This window comes from Amycolatopsis pigmentata (assembly GCF_042684065.1).
Lineage (GTDB): Bacteria > Actinomycetota > Actinomycetes > Mycobacteriales > Pseudonocardiaceae > Amycolatopsis_E > Amycolatopsis_E pigmentata.
Genome location: NZ_JBHUKR010000004.1, coordinates 916,846 through 941,402 on the forward strand (window position 1 = coordinate 916,846; position 24,557 = coordinate 941,402).

Here is a 24,557-nt window from a genome sequence, read left to right on the forward strand (position 1 = left end):
CCTTGCGCGAGTTTGCGCGCACCCGCGATCGTGTCGACAGGGCGCTGCCTACCAGCCCGCATCACGCGGGACCGATAGGCGCCCTGCCGCCCCGATAGCGGAAAAAGAGAGCGCGCGTTCTGGTCACTTTGATTGCCGCGACTCGTCATGGCATTGCCTTTTCTGACTTGTTCCGCATCAGGTAAGGGATCAACCCACCACTGGCCAGGATCGCCTTGAGGCCCTCCGGATAGGGCGCGAAACCGAAGGACTGTCCGTCCACTTCGACCACACCGGTGTCGTAGTCGACCCAGATCGACGAGTCGTCCCGCACCGCGGCGGCCGCGTCCGGGCATTCCACCGCGATCAGTCCGGTGTTGATCGCGTTGCGGAAGAACACCCGCGAGAACGAAGCGGCGACCACCGCCTTGATCCCCGCACCCAGCAGGCAGCTCGCGGCCTGCTCACGGGCGCTGCCGCAACCGAAGTTCCGTCCGGCCACCACCACGTCACTGGCGCGCAGCCGCTGCTGCACCTCCGGCCCGAGCGGCTCGAAGGCGTGCTCGGCCAGTTCCTTCGGGTCGATGCTGACCAGGTACCGCCCGGGAATGATGACATCGGTGTTGACGTCATCGCCGAACACGATCGGTACCCCGCCCACGCGGGTCGTCACTGTCTCCTCCGTCACGGACTCGTCTCCTCGCAGAACCATTCAGTCGGAACCTCGTGCCCCAGGCCGCGTTCCTCGGCGAGGGCGAGCGTGCGCGCGCACACCGCGGCGAACTGGATGCCCATCCCGGTGTTGTTGGCGAAGATCGTCACGTCGTCCGGGTTGCGGCGCGCGGGGGCGTCGTCGGCGAGGACCTCACCGAGTTCGGCGATGTCCTCCCACGCCATCCGGCCCCGTTCGACCGGGCCGAGGATGTCGAACTGCTTGTCGTGATGCACCTGCTCCCGCGAGAGCACCACGATCCGGTCGGCCCGGTCGAACGTGGCGTCGTCGAGTTCGCGCCGGGTGGCCGTGCCGTCGGGTGAGGTGATCGCGGTGATGTGCGTGCCGGGCTCGATCCAGCGGCCGTCGAAACACGGGTCCATCGCCGCCGTCGCGCAGGTGACGATCCCGCAGCCCTCGACCGCCTGGCGCGGATCGTCGACCGCAACGATCTTCCGCCCGGTGCGTTCGCTCCAGACCTTCGCGAACTCGATCCGGTTCGCCGGCGTCGGGCTGTACACCCGGACTTCCTCGATCTGCGGCCGCACCATCAGCAGGCATTCCAGGTGCGCCTGTGCCTGCCAGCCCGAGCCGAACATGCCGGCCACGCGGACGTCCTCGCGGGCGAGTTCACGAATACCCAGCGCCGATGTCGCGCCCACGCGCATCTTCTGGATGAAGCTGTCGTGCAGGATCGCCAGGGGCTCCAAGGTGGTCATGCTGTAGAGCGTGACCAGCCCGACGTACCGGCCGCCGGGTGCGGCGGGAATCAGGCGGCGCCGCTTGACCCCGTTCGCCAGCGTTTCCACGCCGGCGAGGTCCGAGGTGATGCGCAAGGCCCACACACCGGCGGAGACGTTGCCGCCTTCCTGCGACTTGAAGCGGAACCGGAAACCGGGATAACGCTCGTCCTCGACCGGGAAGTAGGTGTGATTACGCGGCCGGTTCGCGCCGAGGCCCGCCGACAGTTCCTTGTACGCGACCTCCAGCGCGGACATGGTTTCGTCCGGGGTGAGCACCTTCTCGACGTCCTCATTGGACAGTATTCTCATGCGCTCACCTCCGGCGAGGTCAGGTTCTCGGCGCCGGTCGCACCGATCAGCACGGTGTCGGAGGCGCCGAGTTCCTCCGGCCCTCCGACCGAGATCACCACCACTTCCCCGGCCGCGAGCACCCGGTCGGACGAGGAGTCCGCGTACTCGCCGTCGGTGGTCAGGTCCACGTGGTCGATCACGCGCAGGTCCCACGGCGCGACCGCGCCGGCCAGTTCGCCGACGGTCACACCGTCGGCCGCCCGTGCGACCGCCGACCGCAGGGCCGCGGCCGCGTCACCCCGGCCCACGCGAAGCCAGCTGGTGCGGTGCTGGCCGGTGATCTCCACCGCGCCGTCCTCGGCCCGGACGATCACGTCGGTGAACCCGGCGTCGCGCACGATCCGTTCCGCGACGGCGATCCTTTCCCCGTCGGGCAGCCCTTCAGCGGTCGCCGCGCCGATGGCTTCGGCCAGCACGGCCCCGGCACGCCGGAGCAACGCCACTTCCGCCTCCGAGGGACGCTTCCGCAACTCGCGCACCAAGGACCCGAGCGGACGCACGGTCCAGTCCGCGGCGGCGGCCTTCACCTCGTCGACGACCGACTCGGCCCAGAGCTGCCCGTCGATCAGCCCGATCGTGCCCGGCTTGCGGCCTTCGATCAGACCCTTCACGAGGGACTCGAAACTCTTGCCACTGCGCAGATCCGTCAGCGTCGTGGTCTGGCGCATCCAGGTGTGCACCCGCGGCGAAAGCTTCGTCAGAAGCGTCACTTCATCCGCGCCGCCGTCGGTCGGAATGGCGAGCACACATTCGTTCCAGTAAATGCAGAGGTTCGTCAGATAGTGGATGTCGTCCGAACGGAAGACATCGCCGTAGACCAGCGCCAGGTCGACCCCTTCGGCCGCCATCAGCTCGCGCACCCGGTCGGCCCGTCCGGCCCATTCGGCCTCGGAAACCTCGTCGTGATCCAGAATCACCAAGCCACGCTTCACGCTGTTACCTCCGCGATGTAGCTGTAGTCGCCTGGATGGCCGCGCCTTGAGTTGACGAGTGTCATGCGGCATCCTTTGCGGTTTCGAAGAGCTTCCGCTCGGTTTCGACGAGAATCTCGTAGCCGTCGGCGGTGACCCGGACCGGATCGCCGAGCACGTGGTAGCCGGCGATCGGGGTGAAGGTGTTGGGGTGGACGATGAACACCGCGTTCTCCGGCAGGACGGTGTGATTGCCTTCGATGATCGGGGCTTCGTCCAGATGCAGCCCGTGCCCGTGCCCGCGCACCCGGGTGTACTGGCTGGTGCAGTACTCGCCGTAACCCTTACGGCGGAACACATCGTTCTGCGCCACGGCCACTTCGTGTGCGGTGATTCCCGGCCGTACCACCGAAAGTCCCGCTTCCACCGCCTCGTTGAACAGGTCGAAGGACCGGCGCTGCGCGTCGCTGGCCCGGCCCACGATCGCGGAGCGGCAGATCTGCAGCCAGTACCCGTCCATCTGCGGGGTCAGCTCGGTGCGCACCATGTCGCCGTCGGCGAGGAGACGGTCGCCGGGCGGGACCATGCCGCGGACCTCGTCCTTGCCGGAGGCGATGAGCATGAAGTTGTCCTCCGCGCCCAGCCGCTTGACCTCCGCCTCCACCGCCGACACGATCCGGTACTCGGGCAGCCCCGGCTCCAGCACGTTCACGAACGCTTGCCAGCCCGCGGCGCAGACCTTGGCGCTGCGCCGCATCCTCGCCAGCTCCCAGTCGCTCTTCACCATGCGCGCATCGTCCATAAGGGACGTCGCGGACACGAACTCCGCGCCAGGCAACGCTTTCCGCAGCAACTCCGCCCACACCACGGGCAGCAACTCCTGGTGCGCCACACCGACCCGTTTCGCGCCGCTGCCCCGCAACCACTCGACGAGTTGCTCCGCCCGCCCCGGAGTCGCGAAATGCACGTCGGTCACCCAGCCACTCCCGGCGATCACCGGCACGTCCTGCCGCCGCGTCGTGAACGCGGCAGGCGCACCGGACCCGGGCACCGCCACGAAGGCCGCGCTGGCGCCGACCGGGGCGTCCGCGAGATAGCGCACGTTTTCCCGCCGCCAGCCCGGTCCGAACGCCAGCAACACGTCCAGCCCGGCCTCGGCCATCGCCGCGCGAACCTTGCGATAACGCAGTTCGCGCTCAGCCTCATCCTCGGCACTGATCATTTTTTCACCGCTCACCCGTAGTCGAGCCGATCTTCTGTCTCTTGGTAAAGCCGTCGCATGAACGCGAGCAGATTCGCGCGCACGTCGTCGTCCAGTTCCCCGGTGAGTTCGGAGCTGAACTTCTCCAGCGCGAGGCTGCCCGCCTCGGCCGCGGCACGGCCCGCCGGGGTCAGCGCGAGCACCATCGCGCGGCGGTCCGACTCGTCGGTCTCCCGCGTGAGAAGTCCTTGCCGCACAAGCTTGTTCACGCTCTCCGACATCGTCGGCGGGTTGCGATGCGCGAGGCGGCACAACGCCATCAGCGACGTGTGCCCCGCGTCGACACGGCGGAGGATCCGGTACTGCCGGATCGTGAGCGGCACCGGAAGGCCGGCCAGGATCTCGGTCTGCAGACGGTAGATGCGTCCCGAGAAGGACAGCAGCATCTCGCCGAACCGCTGCGCGGTGGGGACATCAGCGTTGTTCACGCCACACCACCATTGGCAACCTCACCTCGTGCGCGGACCCGTTCGGTGAACTCATTTCGCCACCCAGAAATTTCGGCGACCGAACTATTAAGGAGGAGTGTACCTCCGGTTTCGTTGGCTCACAAGGGTTCTAGGACGCTACGCTGGATGCTCGCTTGCCGTCACGGTGAATGCACGCCACGAAGTGGTCCTGGCCCACCTTGGTCAGCGCAGGGTCACTGCTCGCGCACTCCGCCGTCGCGATCGGACAGCGGGTGCGGAACCGGCACCCGGACGGGATCGCGATCGGGCTCGGCGGATCGCCGGCCAGGACCTGCCGCCGACGGTGCCGTTGCGCCGCCGGGTCGGGCTCCGGCACCGCGGACAACAGGGCCTGGGTATAGGGATGTCTCGGCGTGTCGACGACTTCGCCGACCGATCCCTCCTCCACCACGCGGCCGAGATACATGACCGCGACCCGGTGCGACAGGTGCTTGATCGTGGTCACGTCGTGGGAAATGAGGATCATCGCCTGTCCGGAGTCCTGTTGCAGGTGCAGCAGCAGGTTGAGGATCTCCGAACGGGTCGACAGGTCGAGCGCGGAGGTCGGTTCGTCCGCGACGAGGACCTTCGGGTCCAGAGCCAGCGCCCTGGCGATACAGACCCGCTGCCGTTGACCACCCGAAAGCTGGGCGGGATAACGGTCCACAATGGCCGGATCGAGCGCCACCCGCTCCAGCAGTTCCCCCGCTCGCCGGTTCATGTCACGGCGGGACACCCGCCCGTGCACCAGCAACGGCTCGGCGACCGCGTTGCCGATCGTCTTCGTCGGATCCAGGGCGCCATAGGGATTCTGGAAGATCATCTGCAGGTCGGCCCGGGCGCGCCGGGCCGCGCGCCCGCGTGTCTTCGTCAGCTCGCGGCCGGCCACCTCGACCGAGCCGGAATCCGCGATGAGCAGGCGCGACACCACCCGGCCGAGCGTGCTCTTGCCCGAGCCCGATTCACCGACGATGCCCAGCGTCTCACCGGGATGGACGACGAGATCGACGCCGTCGACGGCATGCACCCGCTGGGTCGGCCTGCCGAAGGCGTTGCGCCGCACCGGAAAGGTCTTGACCAGGTTTCTCGCCCGCACGACCGGCGCCGGCGCGTCGTCGTCGACGCTCACCTCTCCGGCGGTCGGCTTGGTCCGCGGCACCGTCATGACTTGCTCCCTAGCACCAGGTCGCCGTCGGCGACACGGTCGCAGAACGTGAAGTGGACGTCACTGGTGTTGCCGTGCTGAGCGTGCCGGCACGGCTCGAGCGCGTAGCCGCACCGCGGCCGGAACCGGCATCCCTCGGGCAGGCTCCCGCTGGGCGGCACCCGGCCGGGCACCACGCTCAGCATCGTGCGCGCCCGGCCCGCCTGCGGGACGGCACCGAGAAGCGCCTCGGTGTAGGGATGCCGCGGCGTGCCGAACAGCGCGTCCGTGCCCGCCCGCTCGACGACGTGCCCCGCGTACATCACCACGACCTGCTCGCAGAAGTCGGCCACCACACCGAGGTCGTGGGTGACGAACAGGATGCCGAGGCCGAGATCCTTGCGCAGATCTTCCAGCAGTTGCAGGATGTCCGCCTGCACCGTGGCGTCCAGCGCCGTGGTCGGCTCGTCGGCCAGCACGATCGCGGGATCGCAGGCGATCGCGGCGGCGATCATGACCCGTTGCTGCATACCGCCGCTCAACTCGTGCGGGTAGGCGCGGGCGCGCTCACCGGCGTTCGGAATGCCGACCCGGTCCAGCAGCTCCACGGCCTTCACTCGCGCGCTCCGGCGGGACTCGCCGAGATGCAGCCTGCGGGACTCGCCGATCTGGTCGCCCACGGTCATGGTCGGGTTCAGGCTGCTCATCGGTTCCTGGAAGATGGCGCCGATGGTGCGGCCCCGCAGGTCGCGCAGCTTCCGTTCGCTCGCGCGGAGCACGTCGACCCCGCCGAGCACGATCGACCCGCTCGCCACCCGCATCCTCGGGGGCAGCAAGCCGAGGATCGCCAGTGAGGTGAGCGTCTTGCCGCACCCCGATTCGCCGATCAGCGCGACCGACTGACCGGGCAGCACGTCGAAGTTCACGCCCTGCACGAGCGCGGGCTGCGCGGGGCGGCCTTCGAAGTCGATCACCAGGTCACGAACGGAAAGGACCGGAGTGTTCACGCGCGCCTCCCGGCGGTGATCACGTCGCGCAAGGTGTCACCGAGGACGTTGAACGCCAGCACGGTCAACGCCAGCGCGATACCCGGCGCCACGGCGGCGAACGGCGCGTCGTACTGGTTCTGGTAGGCGTCGGACAGCATCGAACCCCAGCTGGTGTCGGGCGGCTGGACGCCCAGGCCGATGAAGCTCAGGCTGGCCTCGGCGAGCAGGGCGATGCCCATCAGGATCGTGGCCTGGACCAAAAGCGGCGCGGCCACGTTGGGCAGCAGGTGTGACCACAGGATCCGCTTGGTACTGCAGCCGATGGACTCCGCGGATTCCATGAACGTCTCCCGCGAAGTCGCCAGCGCGGCCCCGCGCACGACCCGGAACAGCGTCGGCGCGAACGCGATCCCGACCGCGATCATCGAGTTGACCAGTCCCGGGCCGAGCATCGCGATGATGGCCATGGACAACGCGAGGGCGGGCAGGCTCATCACGGCGTCGGCGAACCGCCCCGCCACGGCGTCGACGAAACCGCGCCGCAGTCCGGCCAGCAGCGCGACCGGGACGCCCAGCACGATGGCCGTGGCGATCGCGATGGCCGGCGCGAGCAAGGCGATCCGCGCGGCCGACATCATGCGGCTGAGCACGTCCCGGCCGAACTGGTCGGTGCCCAGGAGATGGCTCGCGCCCGGCCCCAGGAACTTCTCGCCGAGGCTTTGCGCGGCGGGGTCGTAAGGCATCACCAGTGGCGACGCGACCGCGAGGAACACCAAGAGCAGCAGGAAGGCGAGCGCGGCGAGGCTGGCCGGGCTCCGGAGAAACCCCCGGCCGATGTCCTTCAACGGCGAACGGGCCGGTGCGGCCACCGTCGTGGTCACCGGAAGCACTGTCGTCATGCTCGTCCCTCCACAAGTGCTGTCATGCGGCACGCACCTTCGGGTTGACCCACTGGTACGCCATGTCGACGACGAGGTTGACCACGACCATGACGACCGCCACGAACAGCACGTAGCCCTGGATCATCGGGTAGTCACGGTCCTGGACCGCGCGCAGCGCGAGCGTGCCGATCCCGCTGACGCCGGCCACGGTTTCCACGATGATCACCCCGCCCAGCAGGTGGCCGGTCTGGAGGCCGATCACGGTCAGCACGGGGATCGACGCGTTGCGCAGGACATGCCGCCGCACGAGCACGGAACCCGAGGCACCGCGGGCACGCGCGGTGCGGACGTAGGGCTCGACCATCACATCGGCGACGGAGCCCCGGGCCTGGCGCGCGATCTGCGCGGCCGTCGCGAGCGCGAGTGCCGCGCCGGGCAGCAGAACGTGCTGGAGCCACGGCCCGAACCCGTCACCGAGCGGGCTGTAGCCGGTGGCGGGCAGAACGTGCAATTTCATGGCGAAGATCGAGATCAGCACCATCGCCACCCAGAAGCCGGGCATCGCGATGCCGGCGGTGGTCACCGCCGTCACCCCGCGATCGAGCCAGCCTCCCTGGTGCAACCCGGCGACGACCCCGGCCGCGACCCCGAACACGGTCGCGAGGACCAAGGCCACCAGGGTGATCGACAAGGTCGCCGGGATGGCATTCATGATCGTCGCGGCCACCGGCCGGGACGAGGTCAGTGACGTGCCGAGGTCACCCTGGAGGACGCTGCCGAGCCACCGAAAGTACTGAACCAGGAGGGGCCTGTCGAGCCCCAGTTGCGCGCGGATGGCGGCGATGTCCGCGGCCGACGCGTGCTCTCCGGCCACAGCGGCCGCGGGGTCGCCGGGGATCAGGCGGACCATCAGGAACGTCATGATCGACACGATCCAGAGGACCAGCAGACCGGCGCCCAGCCTCCGGGCGACTACGACCAGGCTCATCGGGGCCCCCACAGCGCACCGGCCGATCGCGACCCGGCAGCGTTCAACGGGCGGCGAACCATGGCGTTCCCTCCGTAACTTCGTTGTCCATATTGCGAACACCACGTTCAAAACGACGCCTGCAGCCTATGTCGGTAGTGGCGCCGGACACAAGCACCCGGCGGCCACGATCGGAGCCGGACCGCTCCCCCACGGCCACCGTGTCGCACACGGCGCGGCCGGGCCGCCGCGTCCGCCACCCAGGCAGGCCGGACCGGCGGCCGCACTTCGCGGCCGGTGAACAATCGTCGAACTTCGCCGCCGTTTGTTATTCCTTTGCGGCGAGATCTCTTACAGGCCTTGACACTTCCCCAGAAGAATACGCCTCCGAGCACCGAAAGAGGTGACGTATAGATCGTTATACACATGTCCACTGTGGACGGACCTATCGGCGTCCGATTCCGGCGGGCCCGGACGGCGGGCGGGCAAGGGGCCTATAGTCCCAGCGTGGCAAGGCATTCGTCGGTGCATCTGGCCAACCTGGACCTCAATCTCCTGGTGACGTTGCGGGAACTGCTCCGCGAGCGCAACGTCACGCGAGCCGCCGCGAAGCTGGGGGTGACCCAGCCCGCGGTCAGCGCCTCGCTCGCCCGGCTGCGCCGCCACTTCCGCGACGAACTGCTCGCGCGCACCAGGAACGGGTACACGCTGACCGCGCTCGCCACGCAACTGGCCGATCAGGTCGAGAAGGTCTGCGACGCCGCCGAGCGGCTTTTCGCCACCGGGCACGACTTCGACCCCGGGGTGTCCCAGCGGGAGTTCACCCTGTTCATGGCCGACTACACCATCGAAGTGCTGGCCGCGCGGCTGTCCACGCGCCTGGCCGAGCAGGCACCGGACGTGCACCTGCATGTCCGCCTGGTCCGCGAGGCATTCGCCAGCCACGTCGCCGGCACGATCCGGCTCATCGACGGCATGGTCGCCCCGCCGGTGAACCGGTTCGAGGTGCCCGACGTGCGCTCCGTCGAACTGTTCACCGATCGCTGGGTGTGCGTCGTCGACGCGGCGAACCCGCACGTCAAGGACGACGAGCTGACCCTGGACCAGCTCACGGGAATGCCCTGGGTCGCGCCGTTCCAGCCGGATCGCGGGTTCACCCCGGCCGCGCCGATGAGCCGCCAGCTGGTGCTGCTGGGCATCCAGCCCCCGATCCAGGTCCGGGTGGAGAGTTACCAGGCGGTGCCGCATTTCGTGGCGGGCACGGACCGGGTGGCGCTGCTTCAGGAACGGCTCGCCACCCGGGTCGCCGGGCGGCTCGGACTGCGGGTCCTGCCGTGCCCGGGAGAACCGGAACCGATCGTCGAACGGTTCTGGTGGCACGCCGACTACGACGACGACCCGGCTCACCGCTGGCTCCGGCAGGTACTCACCGAAGTCGCCGTCGACCTTTGATGACCGGGCACTGCTGTGCCGATCGATACCAATCCGACCACAGCCACGGCGGAAACAGTGTCTACGAGCACATCGGCTGAGGACCGTCTCCGCCTACTTTTGGGTCGGATCGGTATAAATGGCGTTGATGCGCCCGCAGCGACATTGTCTATTTCCAGGCAGTGGAATACCCGGCTTACGGTGTGATCCATGCCGCATCCGCTCACCGACCTGAAGGTCCGCACCGTCCGCAAGCCTCCCGGCCGCGCCGCGCACCAGGCGAACGCCGACTGTTGCGTCGTCGGTGCCGGGATCTCCGGGCTCTCCGCCGCGATCGAGTCGGCGCGCCTCGGCCGCAGCGTCGTCCTCGTCGACGCGCTGCCGGTACTCGGCGGCCAGATGGTCAACTCGCTGATCGGCCTGTTCTGCGGAGTGTTCGGCAACGCGCCCGAGTATCACCAGCTGACCCACGGCATCTTCGACGACATCTTCGGCGACCTGGAGGCCACCGGCAGCCTGTTCTACTCCCGGCGCCACACCATGACCGTCGGCTACGACGAGGTGGCGCTCGGGCGCTGGGTCGAGAACACCGTCAGCGAACTCGGCATCCAGGTGATCACCAACGCGTCGATCACCGGCGTGGTGTGCGACGGCGAACGGATCGAATCGGTCTCGTTCGCCACCCGCTACGGCACCGTCGAGGTGAGCGCGACGGGTTTCGTGGACGCCAGCGGTGACGCCTCACTGATCTGGGAGGCCGGACTGCCGTGTCGTGTGCCGGAACGGGAAATTTACGGCTCACAGCAACTCGTCGTCGAGCACGTCGACGAAGACCGCACACCCCCGCCGGACGAACTCGCCGCGCGCGTGAACGCCAAAGCCGGGGAGTACGGACTGCGCCGCCACGACGGGCTGGCGTTCTATTTTCCCGGCCGCGGCACGGCGGTGCTCAACATGACGCACATCGAGGCACCGCTCGACCCGATCGCCGCCGCCAGGGCCCAGCTCGAAGGCAAGACCCAGGCCGACCGGGCGGTGGCGTTCCTGCGCGCCGAATTCCCCGAGGCGTTCAGCCGGATCCGCGTGCGGGCCTACGGTTTTCCGGGCAGGCGGCAGACACGCTGGGCCCAGGGCGTTCACCAGCTCACCATCGACGAAGTCCGTGCGGGCACACGGTTTCCCGACGCGGTGGCGCGCACCGCGTGGCCCGTCGAATTGCACGACGCTCCCGAAGGCTATGTCTGGGAAACCTTTGGTCCGGACCACGTGCATTACGTGCCACTGCGGTCGATGACCCCGCCCGGCACGCACAACGTGCTCGTCGCCGGCCGCTGCGTGGACGGTGACGCGGCGGCGCTGTCGAGCGTGCGCGTGATGGGCCCGTGCGCGGCCATGGGCGCCGCCGCAGCGCACGCGCTGGATCTGTCCGGAAAGGACAGTGTGCACGACATCGCCTACCCGGAACTGGCCGCCCGCCTCACCGCCAATCTCGACAGCTGAACGGGGAAGATCCTTGGTACGCAGCAACTTCACGCCGGGAACGGTGCGGTGGGCGACCCGCCGGGCACAATGGCGGGCACTCGGTCTCACCGACGAAGACCTCACCAAACCGAAGATCGCGGTCGTCAACTCCTCGTCGGAGCTCGCGATCTGTTTCCGTCACCTCGACGAAATCGCCGCCAGGGTCAAGAAGGGCATCGCGGCGGCGGGCGGGCTGCCGTTCGAGGTCCGCACGACCGCGCCCAGTGACTTCATCCACTCGGCGGGGCACGGCGGCGGGTACATCCTGTCCGCGCGGGACCTCATCGTGAACGACATCGAGGTCGGTGTCGAAGGCGCTCAGCTCGACGGCATGATCTGCCTCGCCAGCTGTGACAAGACCGCGCCCGCCCAGCTGATGGCCGCGGGACGGCTGAACATCCCGACCCTGCTGCTGGCTTGCGGTTATCAGGCCAGCGGCTGTTTCCGGGGCGGTCACTGCGATATCGAAGAGGTCTTCCTCCACGCCTGCGCGGTCGGCGGAACCGCCTCGCTCGACGAACTGACCGAGATGAGCGACAACGCCGTGGGCGGCCCGGGCGTATGCCCCGGCATGGGCACCGCGAACTCGATGCACATCGTGGCCGAGGCGCTCGGCATGGCGTTGCCGGGCAGCACACCGGTCGCGGCCAACTCCCCCGCCATGTGGGCGGCGGCGGACGCGGCGGCGATCCGTGTCGTGGAAATGGTCCACGAAGATCTTCGCCCCCGGCAGGTGCTCACCGAGGCCGCCTTCCGCACTGCCGTCCGGGTCGCGCTCGCGATCGGTTCGTCGATCAACGTGGTCAAACATCTGCAGGCGGTCGCCGAAGAGTCCGAAGTGGACGTGGACGTGCTCGCGCTGTTCGCGGAATTCGGCCCGCGCACCCCGGTCCTGTCCGCGGTCCGGCCCAACGGCCCGCACACCATCGAACAGTTCGAGGCCGCGGGCGGCGCCGCCGCGGTGATGCGGCAGCTCGGCGACCTTGTCGATCCGGCGCCCATGACCGCGACCGGCCGCACGGTCGGCGAAAACCTCGCGGGCATCACGGTGGCCGACGAGGAGATCATCCGCCCGCGCCAACGGCCCTACGCCACCGAACCGTTGATCGTGATCCTGCGCGGCTCGCTCAGCCCGTCCGGCGGGATCGTCAAACTCGCGGTCGGCGACGAGCGCCCGGCCACCTTCACCGGTCTGGCCCGCTGTTTCTCCACACAGGAAAGCGCCGTCGCGGCGCTGGCCGAGGACAGAATCGGCCCCGGGGACGTGGTGGTGCTCCGCGGTCTCGGGCCGCGTGGCAGACCGGGAATGGGCATGGCCTCGCAGATCGTCTTCGCGCTCGATCGGGCCGGCCTCACCGGAAAGGTCGCGGTGGTCACCGACGGCCAGCTCTCCGGGCTGGTCAACCGCGGCATCGTCGTCGGCGAAGTACGTCCGGAAGCCGCCGAGGACTCCGCACCGTCATCCACCGCTTTCGCTCCGCCTCTCGCGCTGGTCCGCGACGGCGACATGATCCACATCGACATCGCGGCGCGGGTGTGCGACCTGGTGGTCGATCCCGCCGAACTCGAAGCCCGGCGCCCGGAATCCCTCCCCGAACACGACGAGACCGGCTGGCTGTCGGTCTACCGGCGCACCGTGCGCCCCCTCGGTCAGGGCGCGGTCCTCCGCCCAGGACACCGCTGACCACCGCCTTCGACGGAGGTCCCGCACTCCCCCACCCACCACCAGGAGGCCGCGATGGCTGAAATCGCACCACCCGGCGTTTCCCCCGCCACCGTCATCACCGAGGCCGACGAGCGGCGATCCGCCCGCGGCGCTGTCTTCTCGATGTTCGTCGACAGCTTCGACGTCTACCTGCCCGCGCTCGTGCTGCCCGCGGCGATGGCGTACTTCATGCCCCCGGGTCTCTCGCCCGCGATCCGCGCCACGTTCACCACGCTGCTGTTCACCATCGGCCTCCTCGGGCGGCCCATCGGCAGCGTGATCTTCGGCAACCTGTCCGACCGGATCGGCCGCAAACCGGTCACCATGCTCAGCGGCTGGGGTTTCACCATCGCGACCCTGGTGATGGGCCTGCTGCCGGGCTACTCCGCGTGGGGCTTCGGCGCGATCGCCGTGTTCGCCGTGCTCCGGCTGATCGGCGGGATCTTCCTCGCCGGCGGGTACGCCGCGCCGATCCCGCTGGCACTGGAGCAGGCCCGCCCGGCCCGCCGCGGCCGCATCGGCGGACTCATCGGCATCGCCGCGCCCGGTTCCGTCCTGGTGGTCAACCTGCTGTTGCTCGGCGAGCTCAACGCGTTGCCGCACAGCGGTTTCCTGTCCTGGGGCTGGCGGCTCCCGTTCTTCCTCGGGTTCGTGATCGGCGTGGTGTACCTGTGGCACTACCGCCATGTGGTCGAAGACTCCTCGGTCATCGCCGGGCGGCCGAAGGGCAGGCAGCCGGTGGTCGAACTGTTCACCACGCACCGCAAGCTGATCCTGGGCGTGTTCCTGTTCACCTGCGGCTACTGGTTCGCCACCCAGATGTCCGTGTCGTTCATGCCCACTCTGCTTCTGCAGGTACTGGACCAGAGTCCCAAGCTGTCCACCACGGTGGAGATCATCAGCGCGCTCGGCACGATGGTGATGATCGTGGTGCTTTCCCTGATCGGGCAACGGATCGGGCGGCGCGCACTGCTCGTGCGGTGGGCGCTGGTGATGACCTTCGCGGTCGGCGGCGCGTTCACGCTGCTGCCCGTGGCCGCCAAGGCCGGCGCGCCCGCCTGGCTGATCGGGCTGATCGCGGTGGCCGCGAAGGTGCTTCCGTCCGCGCCGCTCGGGGTCATCCTGGTGTACCTCAACGAACGCTTCCCGGCTTCCGTGCGAGCCAGCGGCTACGGCATCGGGTACATGTTCGGCCTGATCCTGCCCGGTCTCTACACGTTCTGGCTGCTCGGGCTCAGCTCGTTCATGCCCTACGCCTACACGCCGGTCGTGCTGATCGTCTTCGGCGGCCTGCTCATGTTCTTCGCCGTGCGGCGCGGCCCGGAGACCAACGGGCCTGCCGTCGAACGGGAGGAGGAAGCCCGGTGATCCTCACCGACGAGGAGAAGGCGATGCGCGACGGCGCCGAAGGACCGGCGGTCGCGGCGGCCATGGACCTGCTCGTCCGCTACGGCGAAGCCCTGGACGCGGAAAAACTGTGCGACACGCGCAACGTGGCGGGCACCACCACGCAGCCGTCACCGGTGAAGGCGAAACTGGTCGCCGAAGGCGGTTGGCACAAGGCGTTCGCCGTGCTCAACCTCGAATGCGACGACGAGATCGCGATACCGGACATGAAGGTGCCGACCTGCCAGCTGCAGCAGGGTTTCGGCCCGGACTCGGTCGGTATCGCGCCCTATCCGAAGGAGTTCGTCGAACTGCAGAGCGACGCGGAATCGTTCTACGGGCGGCGCGGCGTCAACATTCTCGCCACCTGCACGCCCTACCAGGTGGGGAACCTTCCGGTCCGGGGCGAGCACTGCGCGTGGATGGAGTCCTCGGCGGTCGTCTACTGCAATTCCGTGCTGGGCGCGCGGACCAACTGCGAGGGCGGCGCCTCCACCGGCGCGGCCTCGCTGACCGGCAAGATTCCGTGCTGGGGCAACCATCTTCCGGAAAACCGGTTCGGCACGCATCTCATCGAAGTCGACGACGGCGTCCGCGACTTCCTCGACTGGGGCATGCTCGGCTACTTCGCCGGTGGCCTGGTGCAGGACGAACGGCCGGTGATCAGTGGCGAATTCGCGCACCCGGATCTCGTCGACCTCAAGCACTTCGGCGCCGCGGCCGCGTCTTCGGGTGGTGTGGAGCTCTACCACATCCCCGGTATCACACCGGAAGCGCCGACCCTCGAAGCCGCGTTCGACGGCAGGCGACCGTCCGAAACAATCCACTATGGACTCTCCGAGCGACGGCGGGTCTACGAAACGCTCAACAACCAGGGCACCTCGACCGACGTGGACTTCGTGCTGCTGGGCTGTCCCCACGCGTCCATCGACCAGATCCGCGCCGCCGCGCGGGCTCTGGACGGCAAGCGGCTGCACTCGGGAACCCAGCTGTGGATCATGACGCCCCGCGCGCTCAAGGCGGTCGCCGACCGGAGCGGTTACACGGAGATCATCGAAGCGGCCGGGGGCAGGCTCCTGACCGACTCGTGCCCGGCCATGTCCCGGGTGGCGCCCCCGGGAACCAGGGTCTTCGCCACCGACTCCGCCAAGCAGGCCCACTACCTTCCGGCGATCCTGGGCATCGAGGCGTGGTTCGGCTCGCTGGCCGACTGCGTCGATGCGGCCGTCACCGGCCGCTGGCGAGGAGAGCTGCGATGATGGTCGCCGCGGAACAAGGAGAGCTGCCATGAATACCGGGGTGATCACCTTGCACGGGCGGACGGTGGTGCCGGGTGTCGTCGAGGGTGAGGCACTGGTGTCGCACGAGACGATTTCCGGCTGGGGCGGCATCGACCCGGCGACCGGGACGATCATCGAACGGCGGCACGAGCTTCACGGCGTCTGCTTCACCGGGAAGATCCTGGTCTTCCCCGGCGCCAAGGGATCGTCCGGCTGGTCGGGGTTCTTCCAGTCGACCCGCCTGCTCGGCACCGCGCCGGCGGGCCTGATCTTCACCGTGACCACCACCAAGGCCGCGCTCGGCGCCGTGGTGACCCGGGTGCCGTCGATCAGCGATCTCGACCGTGATCCGGTCGAAGTGATCGGTACCGGCGACTGGGTGCGCCTCGACGCCGACCGCGGCATCGTGGAAATCAAGCCCCGCTGAGATCAGCCCGCGCGATCGTCAACATCAAACCCGGCCGCGTCGGCGGTTACCTGGAAGCACGACGAGTGCACGACGTCGGCCGCGCCGCGGGAATTCCGGTCTGGGCGGGCGGCATGCTGGAGACCGGCATCGGCCGCTCGGCCAACCTCGCGCTCGGCGGGCTTCCCGGCTGCACACTGCCGTCGGACATTTCGGCCCCGGACCTCACCGAACCCGTCACGATGAGCGAGGACGGTCTCATCGAAATTCCCACCGCACCGGGCATCGGGATCGAGCCGGTACCGGAGATCCTGACCGAACTCACCGTGTCCGCGCGGACTTCCCGGCCGTGACCGAAAAGCGGGTCAGACCTTCACGGTGCCGAGTGCCCGCTCGTATTCGCCGAGGCTGCGCTTGATGCTCTCGCCGACGGCGAGCATGTCGAAGCGGAAGTGCTCGGTGAGCACGCTCCCCTTGGCCATCAGCTCGCGGAATTCCTGGTTTTCCAGGAGCTCGAACACGTGGGTCACTTCGCCCTTGAGGATGAAGAATCCGGCTTCGACCTCGGCGTCACCGCTGGCGAGCATGAAGGGTTCGCAGTAGCTCAGCTTCCCGTCCGTGACGAGGGAACGAAAGAACTCGTTGTTCTTGCGGAAGAGGGCAAGGGCCTCCTTTTCCCGCCCCTGCCTGGGCATTCCCCACCTGATCAGGATACCGGTTTCCATCTGTCGCCTCCTTGCCTCGTCCGTCACCGCCGCTCACGGCGGCCTTGCGTCCACGGAACGCGCCCGGAGCGCCCGCGGGCAAGAGACCAAGGTCCTTGACCGCGGGCCGTTTCGCCGACCGGTATCGGACCCGGGTGCCTACGGCGTGTCGGGCGCGGGAATCTCGAACGCGTTGAGCAGGGCCGCCATCGCCAGGTAGATGCCGATCAGGTGCACCATGTCGATGACGCCGGTCTGCCCGAACTCCTCCAGCGCGCGCCGGTAGGTTTCCTCGCTGACCCTGCGTGCGCGGACGAGTTCGTCGGTGAAGGTGTGGGCGGCGAGTTCGGCGGCGGAGAAGTCGTCGTTCGGCTCGTGGTTCAGCAGTCCCTCGATCACCGATTCGGACATGCCGACATGCCGGGAGACGGCCTTGTGGGAGTAGATCTCGTAGTCGGCCTGCCAGAACGCCGCGATGGTCAGGATGATCGACTCGCGCACGTTGCCCGGCAGTGACGACGCTTCCCGGTCCGCGCGGATCCAGTCGTTGAAGGCCCGGCCCGGCCCCGGCTGCTGGGTCAACAGGCTCCACGGCCCGATCAGATACCCGTCGTCGGTGGTCGCCACGAACCCGGCCTGCTCCGCCCAGGGCACCGAGAGTTCGTGCAACCGGTCGGCGAGCGCGCGCTGCTTGTCGTCCAACGTTCCTGATTCGGCAAGGGGCAGCCGCCCGCCCCAGTCCCGCTCGCCGGTCGATGGGTGCTTGAGCACGAGGAATCCTCTCCAGCCACGATGATTGTAGGGCGATCCTACAACCACTGATGGCCCCTTCCCCGCCGCTCGCGGGCACCCCGGCGATCAGCGGATGACCGCGGTGAGGACGTCGATTCCCAGGTGCATGAGCCGCTGCAGGTTGAGCCGGTGGTAGACCATGCGCCCGTCGCGGTGCGAGATCAGCAGTCCGGTCTCCCGCAGGCCACGCAGGTGACGCGAAACCTGGGGCGCCGTCATCGCGGTGCGGGCGGCCAGCTCCGACGTGGTGATCGGTTCGTTGACCAGATGACGGCACAGCGCCAGCCGCGCCGGGTCGGCCAGCACCGCGAGCCGGAGCCGGACCTGCGCCAGCCGTTCCGGTTCGCTGCCGGACGCGCTCTTCACCGGAAAGTGCACCACCACCGGAAAAGTCGGCTCCACCTTGACGATCAGGTGCGGTCGCGCGTGGACCGAGGGCACCAGAAGGCAGCGGCGGCCACGGAGGTCGGCGCGGAGCGACTGAAGCTTGTCGAACACGACCGCCGGAGGGTTCTGGCGCACCACCGCGTTCGTCGACAACGACGCGAGCGTCTCGGGGACGGGCAGGGCGTTGACCCGCGCGCGCACCTCCGAACACTCGCTTTCCAGCCGATGCCGGACTCTCGGCCATTCGTCGGAGAAGAACTCGTCGGCACACCGCCGCAGCAGTTCGAGCAGTCCGCCGCGCAGGTTTTCCGGATCGCGGACGAGGTGCCGGGCGAGTTCTCCCCGGCTGAACGATCGCCGTTCGCACGATGCGACAAAGGCGTCCTGCGCGGCGGTGTCGTCGGGCAGGACACCGATGTCCATGTCGATCCCGTGGATCGCGTCGGCGGCGATCGCCGTGAACCGGCTCAGCGGCAGGTTCGCCAGAAGGGCGAGTTCGTCCTCGAGCGTCCGGCCCAAGGGGAGTTCGAAGGGCAGCAGGAGCCGACACCGGCGGCGGGCCCAGAGCGGGGCGAAAGTGGTCAACTGGTTCTGCAGTCCGGGCGTCAGGCCGCCGCGGACGCGCTGGAGCCAGGAACGGCTTTCCACGTGATGCTCCGGTTCGGCGATCGCGTGCAGGCACGCCATGAGTTCCGCCAACGGCGAGACACCGACCACCAGGTCGGCGGCGGTGGCGCCGACCGTGTTGAGGACTACGGCCACCACGGCAGCGTAGAGGCAACGCTTACCGCGTGCGCGGTAAGCGTCCACCGTATCGCCGCCGGCCGGACTTAACCTTTCCACCACCCGCCGGCCGGGCCCGGTTTCCTTCGTTGCCCACTGACAGGAAGACCAGAAAGTGCGTGACTTCTTCCATACGTTCTTCGATTTCCCCGAAATACTGGGAATTCTTCCGGCGATCCTCACCGAAGGGTTGCGCAACACCCTGCTGATCGCGGGGCTCGCGATCGTCTTCGGGGTGGTCGCCGGGATCGTGCTGGCCATGTTCCTGCTCTCGCGGCGCCGGCTCGTCCGGCTTCCCGCCCGCCTCTACGTCGACGTGTTCCGTGGTCTTCCCGCGATCGTCACGGTGAGCCTGGTGGGCGTGGGCCTTCCCGCGGCCGGGATCCGTCCCTTCGGCCGCGACCCGCTCGGGTACGCCGTCCTCGCCATCGGGCTCATTTCCGCCGCCTACTCCGCGGAGATCTTCCGCTCGGGTATCCAGGCGGTCGCGGCCGGTCAGCTCCACGCCGCCCGCAGTCTCGGCATGTCCTACCTCACCGCGATGCGCGTGGTCGTCATTCCCCAGGGCGTGCGCAACGTCCTGCCCGCGCTCGCGGGCCAGTTCATCATCGACATCAAGGAGAGCGCCCTGGTGTATCTGCTCGGACTCGGCGTGGGGCAACGGGAAATCTATTTCCTGGCCCAGGAACGCCAGGCCGCCACCTACAATTCGTCGGCCCTCGTCGCGGCGGGTCTGTGCTACCTGCTGCTCACGGTTCCGTTGACCTACGCGGTCAACCGGCTCGACCACCGCATGCGGGAAGGCCGCCGGGCACCCGTCGCCTCCGCGGCCGCCCTGACCGAAGAGGTGGGCTGATGCGGACACAGACCACGACCGAAAAGGACAGTGTGGGTAACACCGGTGAAGAAGTGCCCGCCGTTTCCGTGCGCGGCCTCCACAAGCGTTACGGGGCGCTCGAAGTGCTCCGTGGCGTCGACCTCGACGTGGCCAAAGGCGAGACGATCTGTGTGATCGGCCGCTCCGGTTCGGGGAAGTCGACCCTGTTGAAGTGCCTCAACCTGCTGGAACCGCCGGACGCGGGCGAGATCCGGCTCGGCGGGGAACGCATCACGGGATCCGGAGTGGACGCCGACGCGGTACGCGCGCGGGTGGGCATGGTCTTCCAGCACTTCAACCTGTTTCCCCACATGACCGTGCTCCGCAACGTGACCGCCGGGCTGCGGCACGTCCGGTCGTTCACCAGGCAGGCGGCCGAGGCCGCCGCGATGGCGCAGCTGGACCGGCTGGGGCTCGGCCCGCTCGCGCACCAGCGCCCGAACCGGCTCTCCGGCGGGCAACAGCAGCGGGTGGCCATCGCCAGGGCGCTCGCGATGGAACCGGAAGTGATGTTGTTCGACGAGGCCACGTCGGCGCTCGATCCGGAACTGGTCAAGGACGTTCTCGATGTCATGCGGGCCCTCGCCGGCTCCGGCATGACGATGGTCGTGGTCACCCACGAAATCTCCTTCGCCCGCGAGGTCGCCGACCGCGTGGTGTTCATGGACGAAGGTCTGGTCGCCGAGACCGGCCCCGCCCGTCCGACACTGGAAAACCCCCGCACCGCGCGGTTGCGCGAGTTCCTCGCCCGGGTCCTCTGACCCGGGCCTCACCCCTCTTCCAGGAGGATTCCCATGCCTGCATCACGACGTCGTCTGCCGGCCGCGGCCCTGTGCGGCCTGTTGCTTTCCGCCTGCGGTGCCGGACCCGCCCAGCCCGCGAACGGCAACCCCTACGGGTTGATCGACCCGGGCACGATCCATGCCGCCACCCAGACCACCCTTCCGCCCTTCTCCTACGGTGACCCGTCGGGCAAGCCCGTGGGCTTCATCATCGAGGTGAGCGACGAAGCCGCCCGCAGGCTCGGGCTCAAGGTCGACTACAAGACCACGACGGTCACTTCGGTCCTGGCCGGGCTGACCACCCACCAGTACGACCTGGCCGCCACGGGACTCGGCGTGACCGAAGAACGGCAGAAGACCGTCGATTTCACCAAGCCGCTGTTCTGGAGCACGACGGCGGTGCTCACCACCGCGGCGAACGCCGGAACGGCGCTCACCGGATTCTCCGGCAAGAAGGTCGGCGTGGTGACCGGTGCCGCGCAGGAACCGTTCGTACCGAAGAACATGCCGGGCGCGTTGCCGATCGGGTTCCCGAACTCGAACACCGCGGTGAGCCAGCTGCTCAACAACAACATCGACGCCTTCGTCGTCGGCGGCCCCGACGCCGAGCAGTTCATGAAGCAGTATCCGGCCCTGAGGGTCACCGCCTCCGTGCCGGTCGACCACCCGACCTCGATGGCCGTACCCAAGGACCACGGCGCTTTGCTCAAGGCGCTGAACGACCAGATCGCCGCGATGGTCGACGACGGAACCTACGTCCGGCTGTACCGGAAGTACTTCACCACCGCGCCCGAGCCCGAACTTCTCGCCGCCTGGCCCACGCTCGCCGCGCGGTTCGCCGGAGACAAGTGATGCCGGTGACCGAGCGTGAATGGGAACACGTGCGCCTGCCCGGCGGACGATCGTGCTGGCGGCTGGTCGTCGACGTTCCCGCCCGCGACGGGACGATCCTCGTCGCCGATCTCTATGCCGAGGCGCCCGGGCCGGCCGCCGGACCGGTGATCCTGGAACGGACACCGTACGGGCGCCGGGACGCCCGGCAGTCCGACGGCGCGTTCGGCGGCGACCTCCCACCGCGGCCCGAGATCGTGGCGGAGCGCTTCGTGCGTGGCGGGTACCGCCTGGTGCGTCAGGACTGCCGCGGCCGGGGCGATTCCGGCGGCACGTTCAGCAAGTACCTCAACGAGGCCGCCGACGGTTACGACACCGTCGAATGGATCGCCGCGCAAGACTGGTGCGACGGTCGCGTCGCGACAATGGGAGTGTCCTATTCGGCCCATGCGCAGGCGGCGCTCGCGTCGTTCTCGCCGCCGCATCTGGCGGCGATGTTCCTCGACTCCGGCGGGTTCGCCAGTGCCTACGAAGCGGGCACGCGGATGGGCGGGGCGTTCGAGCTCAAGCAGGTGACCTGGGCCTTCCACCGTGCCCGCAACAGCACCAAGGTCCTGGCCGATCCGGTGCTGCGGTCCACGCTGGCCGGGGAGGACCTCAAGGCGTGGTTCACACGGATGCCGTGGCGCCGTGGCGCGACCCCGCTGCGGTTCGTGCCGGAGTACGAGCACTACCTGCTGGAGCAGTGGGAGCACGGCGCGTTCGACGAGTACTGGCGGCAGCCGGGGATCTACGCGCGCGGCTACTACGACGATTTCCCGGACGTGCCCAGCCTGCACATTTCCAGTTGGTACGACCCCTACATCCGAACCGCCACCGAGAATTTCCTGGAGCTGAGCCGCAAGAAGCGCAGCCCGGCCTATCTGGTGCTCGGACCGTGGACGCACGGCGCGCGCAGCTTCGCCTACGCGGGTGACGTGGATTTCGGGCAGCACGCACCACTCGACGGCAATCTCGACGAGGACTACGTGTCGATGCGCCTGCGCTGGTTCGACGCCCACCTCGCCGCGACGCCTGCCACGGAACCTCCCCCGGCCGTGCGGTTCTTCCTCATGGGCGGAGGCTCCGGACGCAAGAACGCCGACGGACGTCTCGACCACGGTGGTCGCTGGTACACCGCGAAGACATGGCCGCCGGAGAACACCGACCACCGGGTCTTCGAACTTCACGCCGACGGTTCGCTCGCCGCCCCCGGACACCCGCACCCGGACGGTCCGTCCTATTTGGAGTACGACTTCGATCCGCACGATCCGGTGCCGTCGATGGGCGGGCAGATCACCTCGGGCGAACCGGTCATGGCGGGCGGCGCGTTCCACCAGCATCCGGACGAGCGGTTCTTCGGGGCGTCTCCCCCGTATCTGCCGCTGGAGAGCAGACCCGACGTCCTGGTGTTCCAGACTCCGCCGCTGGAGGAAGACCTCGCGATCGCCGGACCCATCACGGTTCACCTCGCGGTCTCGTCGTCGGCCGCGGACACCGACTTCACCGTCAAACTCGTCGACGTCCACCCGCCCACCGAAGACTATCCCCAAGGATTCGCCATGAACCTCACCGACGGCATTCTCCGGTGCCGTTACCGCGATTCCTTCAGTGCCCCGGAACCCCTGGCCCCCGGCGAAACCTACGACATCGTGGTCGAGGCCCCGGACACCGCCAACCTTTTCCTGGCCGGGCACCGGATCCGGCTCGACGTCAGCTCCAGCAATTTCCCGCGTTTCGACGTCAACACGAACACCGGACGCCCCGAGGTCGGCGACCGCCGGAAGGTCGTCGCGACCAACCGGGTCCACACCGGCGGCCGGTCCTGGCTGACCCTGCCGTGCCTGCCTTCTCCGGCAGGTGGCGCGTGACCGTTCCCGACGGCAAGCTCGCACCCTCCTGGCGGCAGGCGAACGTCCCCGGCGGCTTCACCCTCGCCGCGGTCGGTGACCTCATCGCCGACGACGAGCTGACACCGGTGCTCCAGCGGCGGGACCCGGATCTCTTGGCTCTGCTGCGGTCGGCGGACGTCACGTTCGGCAACTTCGAAAGCACCGCGATCGACTTCACCACGTTCACCGGCTGGCCGGAAGCCGAGTCGGGTGGCGCCTGGCTGGTCAGCTCTCCCCGGGTCCCGGCAGATCTGCGCGGGATGGGTTTCACCCTGATGTCGCGGGCGAACAATCACACCACCGACTGGGGCGTCGCGGGTATGCGGTCCACGGACCACCTCCTCACCGAAGCGGGCATCGTGCACGCCGGAACCGGTGAGAACCGCACGGACGCCTGCTCGCCACGGTTCCTGAACACGCGGAGCGGCCGCGTCTCGCTCGTGTCGGTCGCGACCCGGTTCGAACCGATGTCCCGGGCCATCGACCCGCTGGGCCGGGTGCGCGGACGGCCGGGGGCGAACACCCTGCGCACGACGCGAGAGGTGTGCGTCCGTCCGGAGTGGCTGGAGGAACTCGCCCGCGTCCGGGACGCTCTTCCCGCCGGGTCGATCCGCCCGTCGATCGCCAAGGCCGACGCGGACAACGGCACGGTGACCCTGTTCGGGACCACTTACGCCGCGGGAAAGTCCACGATGGACACCGTGGAGTTTCGCTTCACACCTCATGAAGCCGATCGCCGGGAACTCCTGCACTCGATACGGCAGGCGAAGCAGACATCGGATTTCGCGATCATGGCGATCCATACCCACGAACCCGGGAACTACAGCGACGTGCCGCCGGACTTCCTTCCCGTCATCGCCCGGGAAGCGATCGACAACGGGGCGGACGCGGTCATCGGCCACGGCCCGCACCAGCTCCGGGGCATCGAAGTCTACTGTGGACGACCGATCTGCTATTCCCTCGGCAACTTCGTCTTCCGGGAAAACACCCAGCAACCGCTGACCCGTGACGAATACGAGAAGAACGGAATCCTGCCCGGAGAGACCGAAGCCGAACACTCGGAACGCAAGCGGGTCCACGGCGTGTTCGCCGAACGGATCTGGTACGAAAGCGTGGTCACCGTGGCCCGTTTCCGGGACGACGGCCGGCTCGACCACCTCGAGCTCCATCCGGTCGAACTCCGCTGGGAGGGGCCCCGGGACGCCGATCGCGGTATCCCGAGGCTCGCCGAAGGAGAAGTCGCGGCCCGGATCATCGGGCGCCTCCAACGGCTGTCCCAGCCCTACGGGACGGCCATTGCCTTCGACGGCCGGATCGGGCGTATCGCGATGTGAGGAAGGCGGACCGGCCGTGT

23 protein-coding genes and 1 pseudogene are annotated in these 24,557 nt (G+C 68.5%); 12 read left to right on the forward strand and 12 right to left on the reverse strand.

Going from position 1 to position 24,557, the window contains the following annotated elements; all coding sequences use genetic code 11:
- Positions 1–145: 145 nt before the first annotated feature.
- The 9 genes from ACFSXZ_RS05960 to ACFSXZ_RS06000 form a co-directional block, all read right to left on the reverse strand.
- Positions 146–667 carry a LeuD/DmdB family oxidoreductase small subunit gene (locus ACFSXZ_RS05960; protein WP_378262062.1) on the reverse strand — a complete coding sequence of 174 codons (522 nt, stop codon included), beginning with the start codon at positions 665–667 and terminating at the stop codon, positions 146–148.
- A complete protein-coding gene (locus ACFSXZ_RS05965) occupies positions 664–1,743 on the reverse strand; it encodes an ornithine cyclodeaminase family protein (RefSeq protein ID WP_378262064.1) in 1,080 nt (359 codons plus the stop codon). Before ACFSXZ_RS05965 ends, ACFSXZ_RS05960 begins: the two co-directional genes overlap by 4 nt.
- Positions 1,740–2,717 carry an aminopeptidase P family N-terminal domain-containing protein gene (locus tag ACFSXZ_RS05970; RefSeq protein WP_378262066.1) on the reverse strand — a complete coding sequence of 326 codons (978 nt, stop codon included), beginning with the start codon at positions 2,715–2,717 and terminating at the stop codon, positions 1,740–1,742. The genes ACFSXZ_RS05965 and ACFSXZ_RS05970 overlap by 4 nt, the downstream gene beginning before the upstream one ends.
- A gap of 61 nt (positions 2,718–2,778) precedes the next feature.
- Positions 2,779–3,918: a M24 family metallopeptidase gene (locus ACFSXZ_RS05975; RefSeq protein ID WP_378262068.1), complete on the reverse strand. Its 1,140-nt coding sequence runs from the start codon at positions 3,916–3,918 to the stop codon at positions 2,779–2,781.
- Positions 3,919–3,929: 11 nt separating this feature from the next.
- The gene (locus ACFSXZ_RS05980; protein WP_378262070.1) at positions 3,930–4,385 is read right to left on the reverse strand and encodes a MarR family winged helix-turn-helix transcriptional regulator; all 456 of its coding nucleotides are present in this window, start codon (positions 4,383–4,385) and stop codon (positions 3,930–3,932) included.
- A gap of 130 nt (positions 4,386–4,515) precedes the next feature.
- Positions 4,516–5,571 carry an ABC transporter ATP-binding protein gene (locus ACFSXZ_RS05985; protein ID WP_378262072.1) on the reverse strand — a complete coding sequence of 352 codons (1,056 nt, stop codon included), beginning with the start codon at positions 5,569–5,571 and terminating at the stop codon, positions 4,516–4,518.
- The gene (locus ACFSXZ_RS05990) at positions 5,568–6,557 is read right to left on the reverse strand and encodes an ABC transporter ATP-binding protein (protein ID WP_378262073.1); all 990 of its coding nucleotides are present in this window, start codon (positions 6,555–6,557) and stop codon (positions 5,568–5,570) included. The genes ACFSXZ_RS05985 and ACFSXZ_RS05990 overlap by 4 nt, the downstream gene beginning before the upstream one ends.
- Positions 6,554–7,438: an ABC transporter permease gene (locus ACFSXZ_RS05995; protein WP_378262075.1), complete on the reverse strand. Its 885-nt coding sequence runs from the start codon at positions 7,436–7,438 to the stop codon at positions 6,554–6,556. Before ACFSXZ_RS05995 ends, ACFSXZ_RS05990 begins: the two co-directional genes overlap by 4 nt.
- Positions 7,439–7,460: 22 nt before the next feature.
- Positions 7,461–8,408, reverse strand: coding sequence for an ABC transporter permease (locus ACFSXZ_RS06000; protein WP_378262077.1), 948 nt, complete (start codon positions 8,406–8,408; stop codon positions 7,461–7,463).
- 486 nt (positions 8,409–8,894) lie between these two features.
- Between ACFSXZ_RS06000 and ACFSXZ_RS06005 the strand changes: the two genes are divergently transcribed.
- The 7 genes and pseudogenes from ACFSXZ_RS06005 to ACFSXZ_RS06035 all read left to right on the forward strand — a co-directional run.
- Entirely contained in the window at positions 8,895–9,839 is a 945-nt protein-coding gene (locus ACFSXZ_RS06005) for a LysR family transcriptional regulator (protein ID WP_378262079.1), read from the forward strand.
- 189 nt (positions 9,840–10,028) lie between these two features.
- Positions 10,029–11,318, forward strand: coding sequence for an FAD-dependent oxidoreductase (locus ACFSXZ_RS06010; RefSeq protein ID WP_378262081.1), 1,290 nt, complete (start codon positions 10,029–10,031; stop codon positions 11,316–11,318).
- 13 nt (positions 11,319–11,331) lie between these two features.
- Positions 11,332–13,023 (forward strand): dihydroxy-acid dehydratase domain-containing protein, encoded by a 1,692-nt coding sequence (locus tag ACFSXZ_RS06015; RefSeq protein ID WP_378262083.1) that lies wholly within the window; start codon positions 11,332–11,334, stop codon positions 13,021–13,023.
- Between the two features lie 54 nt (positions 13,024–13,077).
- The gene (locus tag ACFSXZ_RS06020; protein ID WP_378262085.1) at positions 13,078–14,412 is read left to right on the forward strand and encodes an MFS transporter; all 1,335 of its coding nucleotides are present in this window, start codon (positions 13,078–13,080) and stop codon (positions 14,410–14,412) included.
- The gene (locus tag ACFSXZ_RS06025) at positions 14,409–15,689 is read left to right on the forward strand and encodes an aconitase X (RefSeq protein WP_378262087.1); all 1,281 of its coding nucleotides are present in this window, start codon (positions 14,409–14,411) and stop codon (positions 15,687–15,689) included. The genes ACFSXZ_RS06020 and ACFSXZ_RS06025 overlap by 4 nt, the downstream gene beginning before the upstream one ends.
- 28 nt (positions 15,690–15,717) lie before the next feature.
- Positions 15,718–16,137 carry an aconitase X swivel domain-containing protein gene (locus ACFSXZ_RS06030; protein ID WP_378262088.1) on the forward strand — a complete coding sequence of 140 codons (420 nt, stop codon included), beginning with the start codon at positions 15,718–15,720 and terminating at the stop codon, positions 16,135–16,137.
- A gap of 14 nt (positions 16,138–16,151) precedes the next feature.
- Positions 16,152–16,469, forward strand: a pseudogene (locus tag ACFSXZ_RS06035) (enolase C-terminal domain-like protein); the annotation flags it as partial.
- Positions 16,470–16,481: 12 nt separating this feature from the next.
- On the opposite strand, the gene ACFSXZ_RS06040 reads toward ACFSXZ_RS06035, so the two are convergent.
- The 3 genes from ACFSXZ_RS06040 to ACFSXZ_RS06050 all read right to left on the reverse strand — a co-directional run bounded on the left by ACFSXZ_RS06040 (position 16,482) and on the right by ACFSXZ_RS06050 (position 18,761).
- On the reverse strand, positions 16,482–16,841 hold the full coding sequence (locus ACFSXZ_RS06040; RefSeq protein WP_378262089.1) for a hypothetical protein: 360 nt from the start codon (positions 16,839–16,841) through the stop codon (positions 16,482–16,484).
- 138 nt (positions 16,842–16,979) lie between these two features.
- Positions 16,980–17,591: a carboxymuconolactone decarboxylase family protein gene (locus ACFSXZ_RS06045; protein ID WP_378262090.1), complete on the reverse strand. Its 612-nt coding sequence runs from the start codon at positions 17,589–17,591 to the stop codon at positions 16,980–16,982.
- 87 nt (positions 17,592–17,678) lie between these two features.
- Positions 17,679–18,761: an ArsR/SmtB family transcription factor gene (locus tag ACFSXZ_RS06050; RefSeq protein ID WP_378262091.1), complete on the reverse strand. Its 1,083-nt coding sequence runs from the start codon at positions 18,759–18,761 to the stop codon at positions 17,679–17,681.
- 136 nt (positions 18,762–18,897) lie between these two features.
- Here ACFSXZ_RS06050 and ACFSXZ_RS06055 point away from each other — a divergent pair, with 136 nt between their 5' ends.
- From ACFSXZ_RS06055 to ACFSXZ_RS06075, 5 genes are read left to right on the forward strand one after another with little or no spacing between them, the layout of a single operon-like run.
- Positions 18,898–19,638 carry an amino acid ABC transporter permease gene (locus ACFSXZ_RS06055; protein ID WP_378262093.1) on the forward strand — a complete coding sequence of 247 codons (741 nt, stop codon included), beginning with the start codon at positions 18,898–18,900 and terminating at the stop codon, positions 19,636–19,638.
- Positions 19,638–20,420 carry an amino acid ABC transporter ATP-binding protein gene (locus ACFSXZ_RS06060; protein WP_378262095.1) on the forward strand — a complete coding sequence of 261 codons (783 nt, stop codon included), beginning with the start codon at positions 19,638–19,640 and terminating at the stop codon, positions 20,418–20,420. Before ACFSXZ_RS06055 ends, ACFSXZ_RS06060 begins: the two co-directional genes overlap by 1 nt.
- A gap of 33 nt (positions 20,421–20,453) precedes the next feature.
- Positions 20,454–21,293, forward strand: a complete 840-nt coding sequence (locus ACFSXZ_RS06065) for an ABC transporter substrate-binding protein (RefSeq protein ID WP_378262097.1) — start codon at positions 20,454–20,456, stop codon at positions 21,291–21,293.
- On the forward strand, positions 21,293–23,182 hold the full coding sequence (locus ACFSXZ_RS06070; protein ID WP_378262099.1) for a CocE/NonD family hydrolase: 1,890 nt from the start codon (positions 21,293–21,295) through the stop codon (positions 23,180–23,182). Before ACFSXZ_RS06065 ends, ACFSXZ_RS06070 begins: the two co-directional genes overlap by 1 nt.
- On the forward strand, positions 23,179–24,537 hold the full coding sequence (locus tag ACFSXZ_RS06075; protein WP_378262101.1) for a CapA family protein: 1,359 nt from the start codon (positions 23,179–23,181) through the stop codon (positions 24,535–24,537). Before ACFSXZ_RS06070 ends, ACFSXZ_RS06075 begins: the two co-directional genes overlap by 4 nt.
- Positions 24,538–24,557 lie beyond the last annotated feature (20 nt).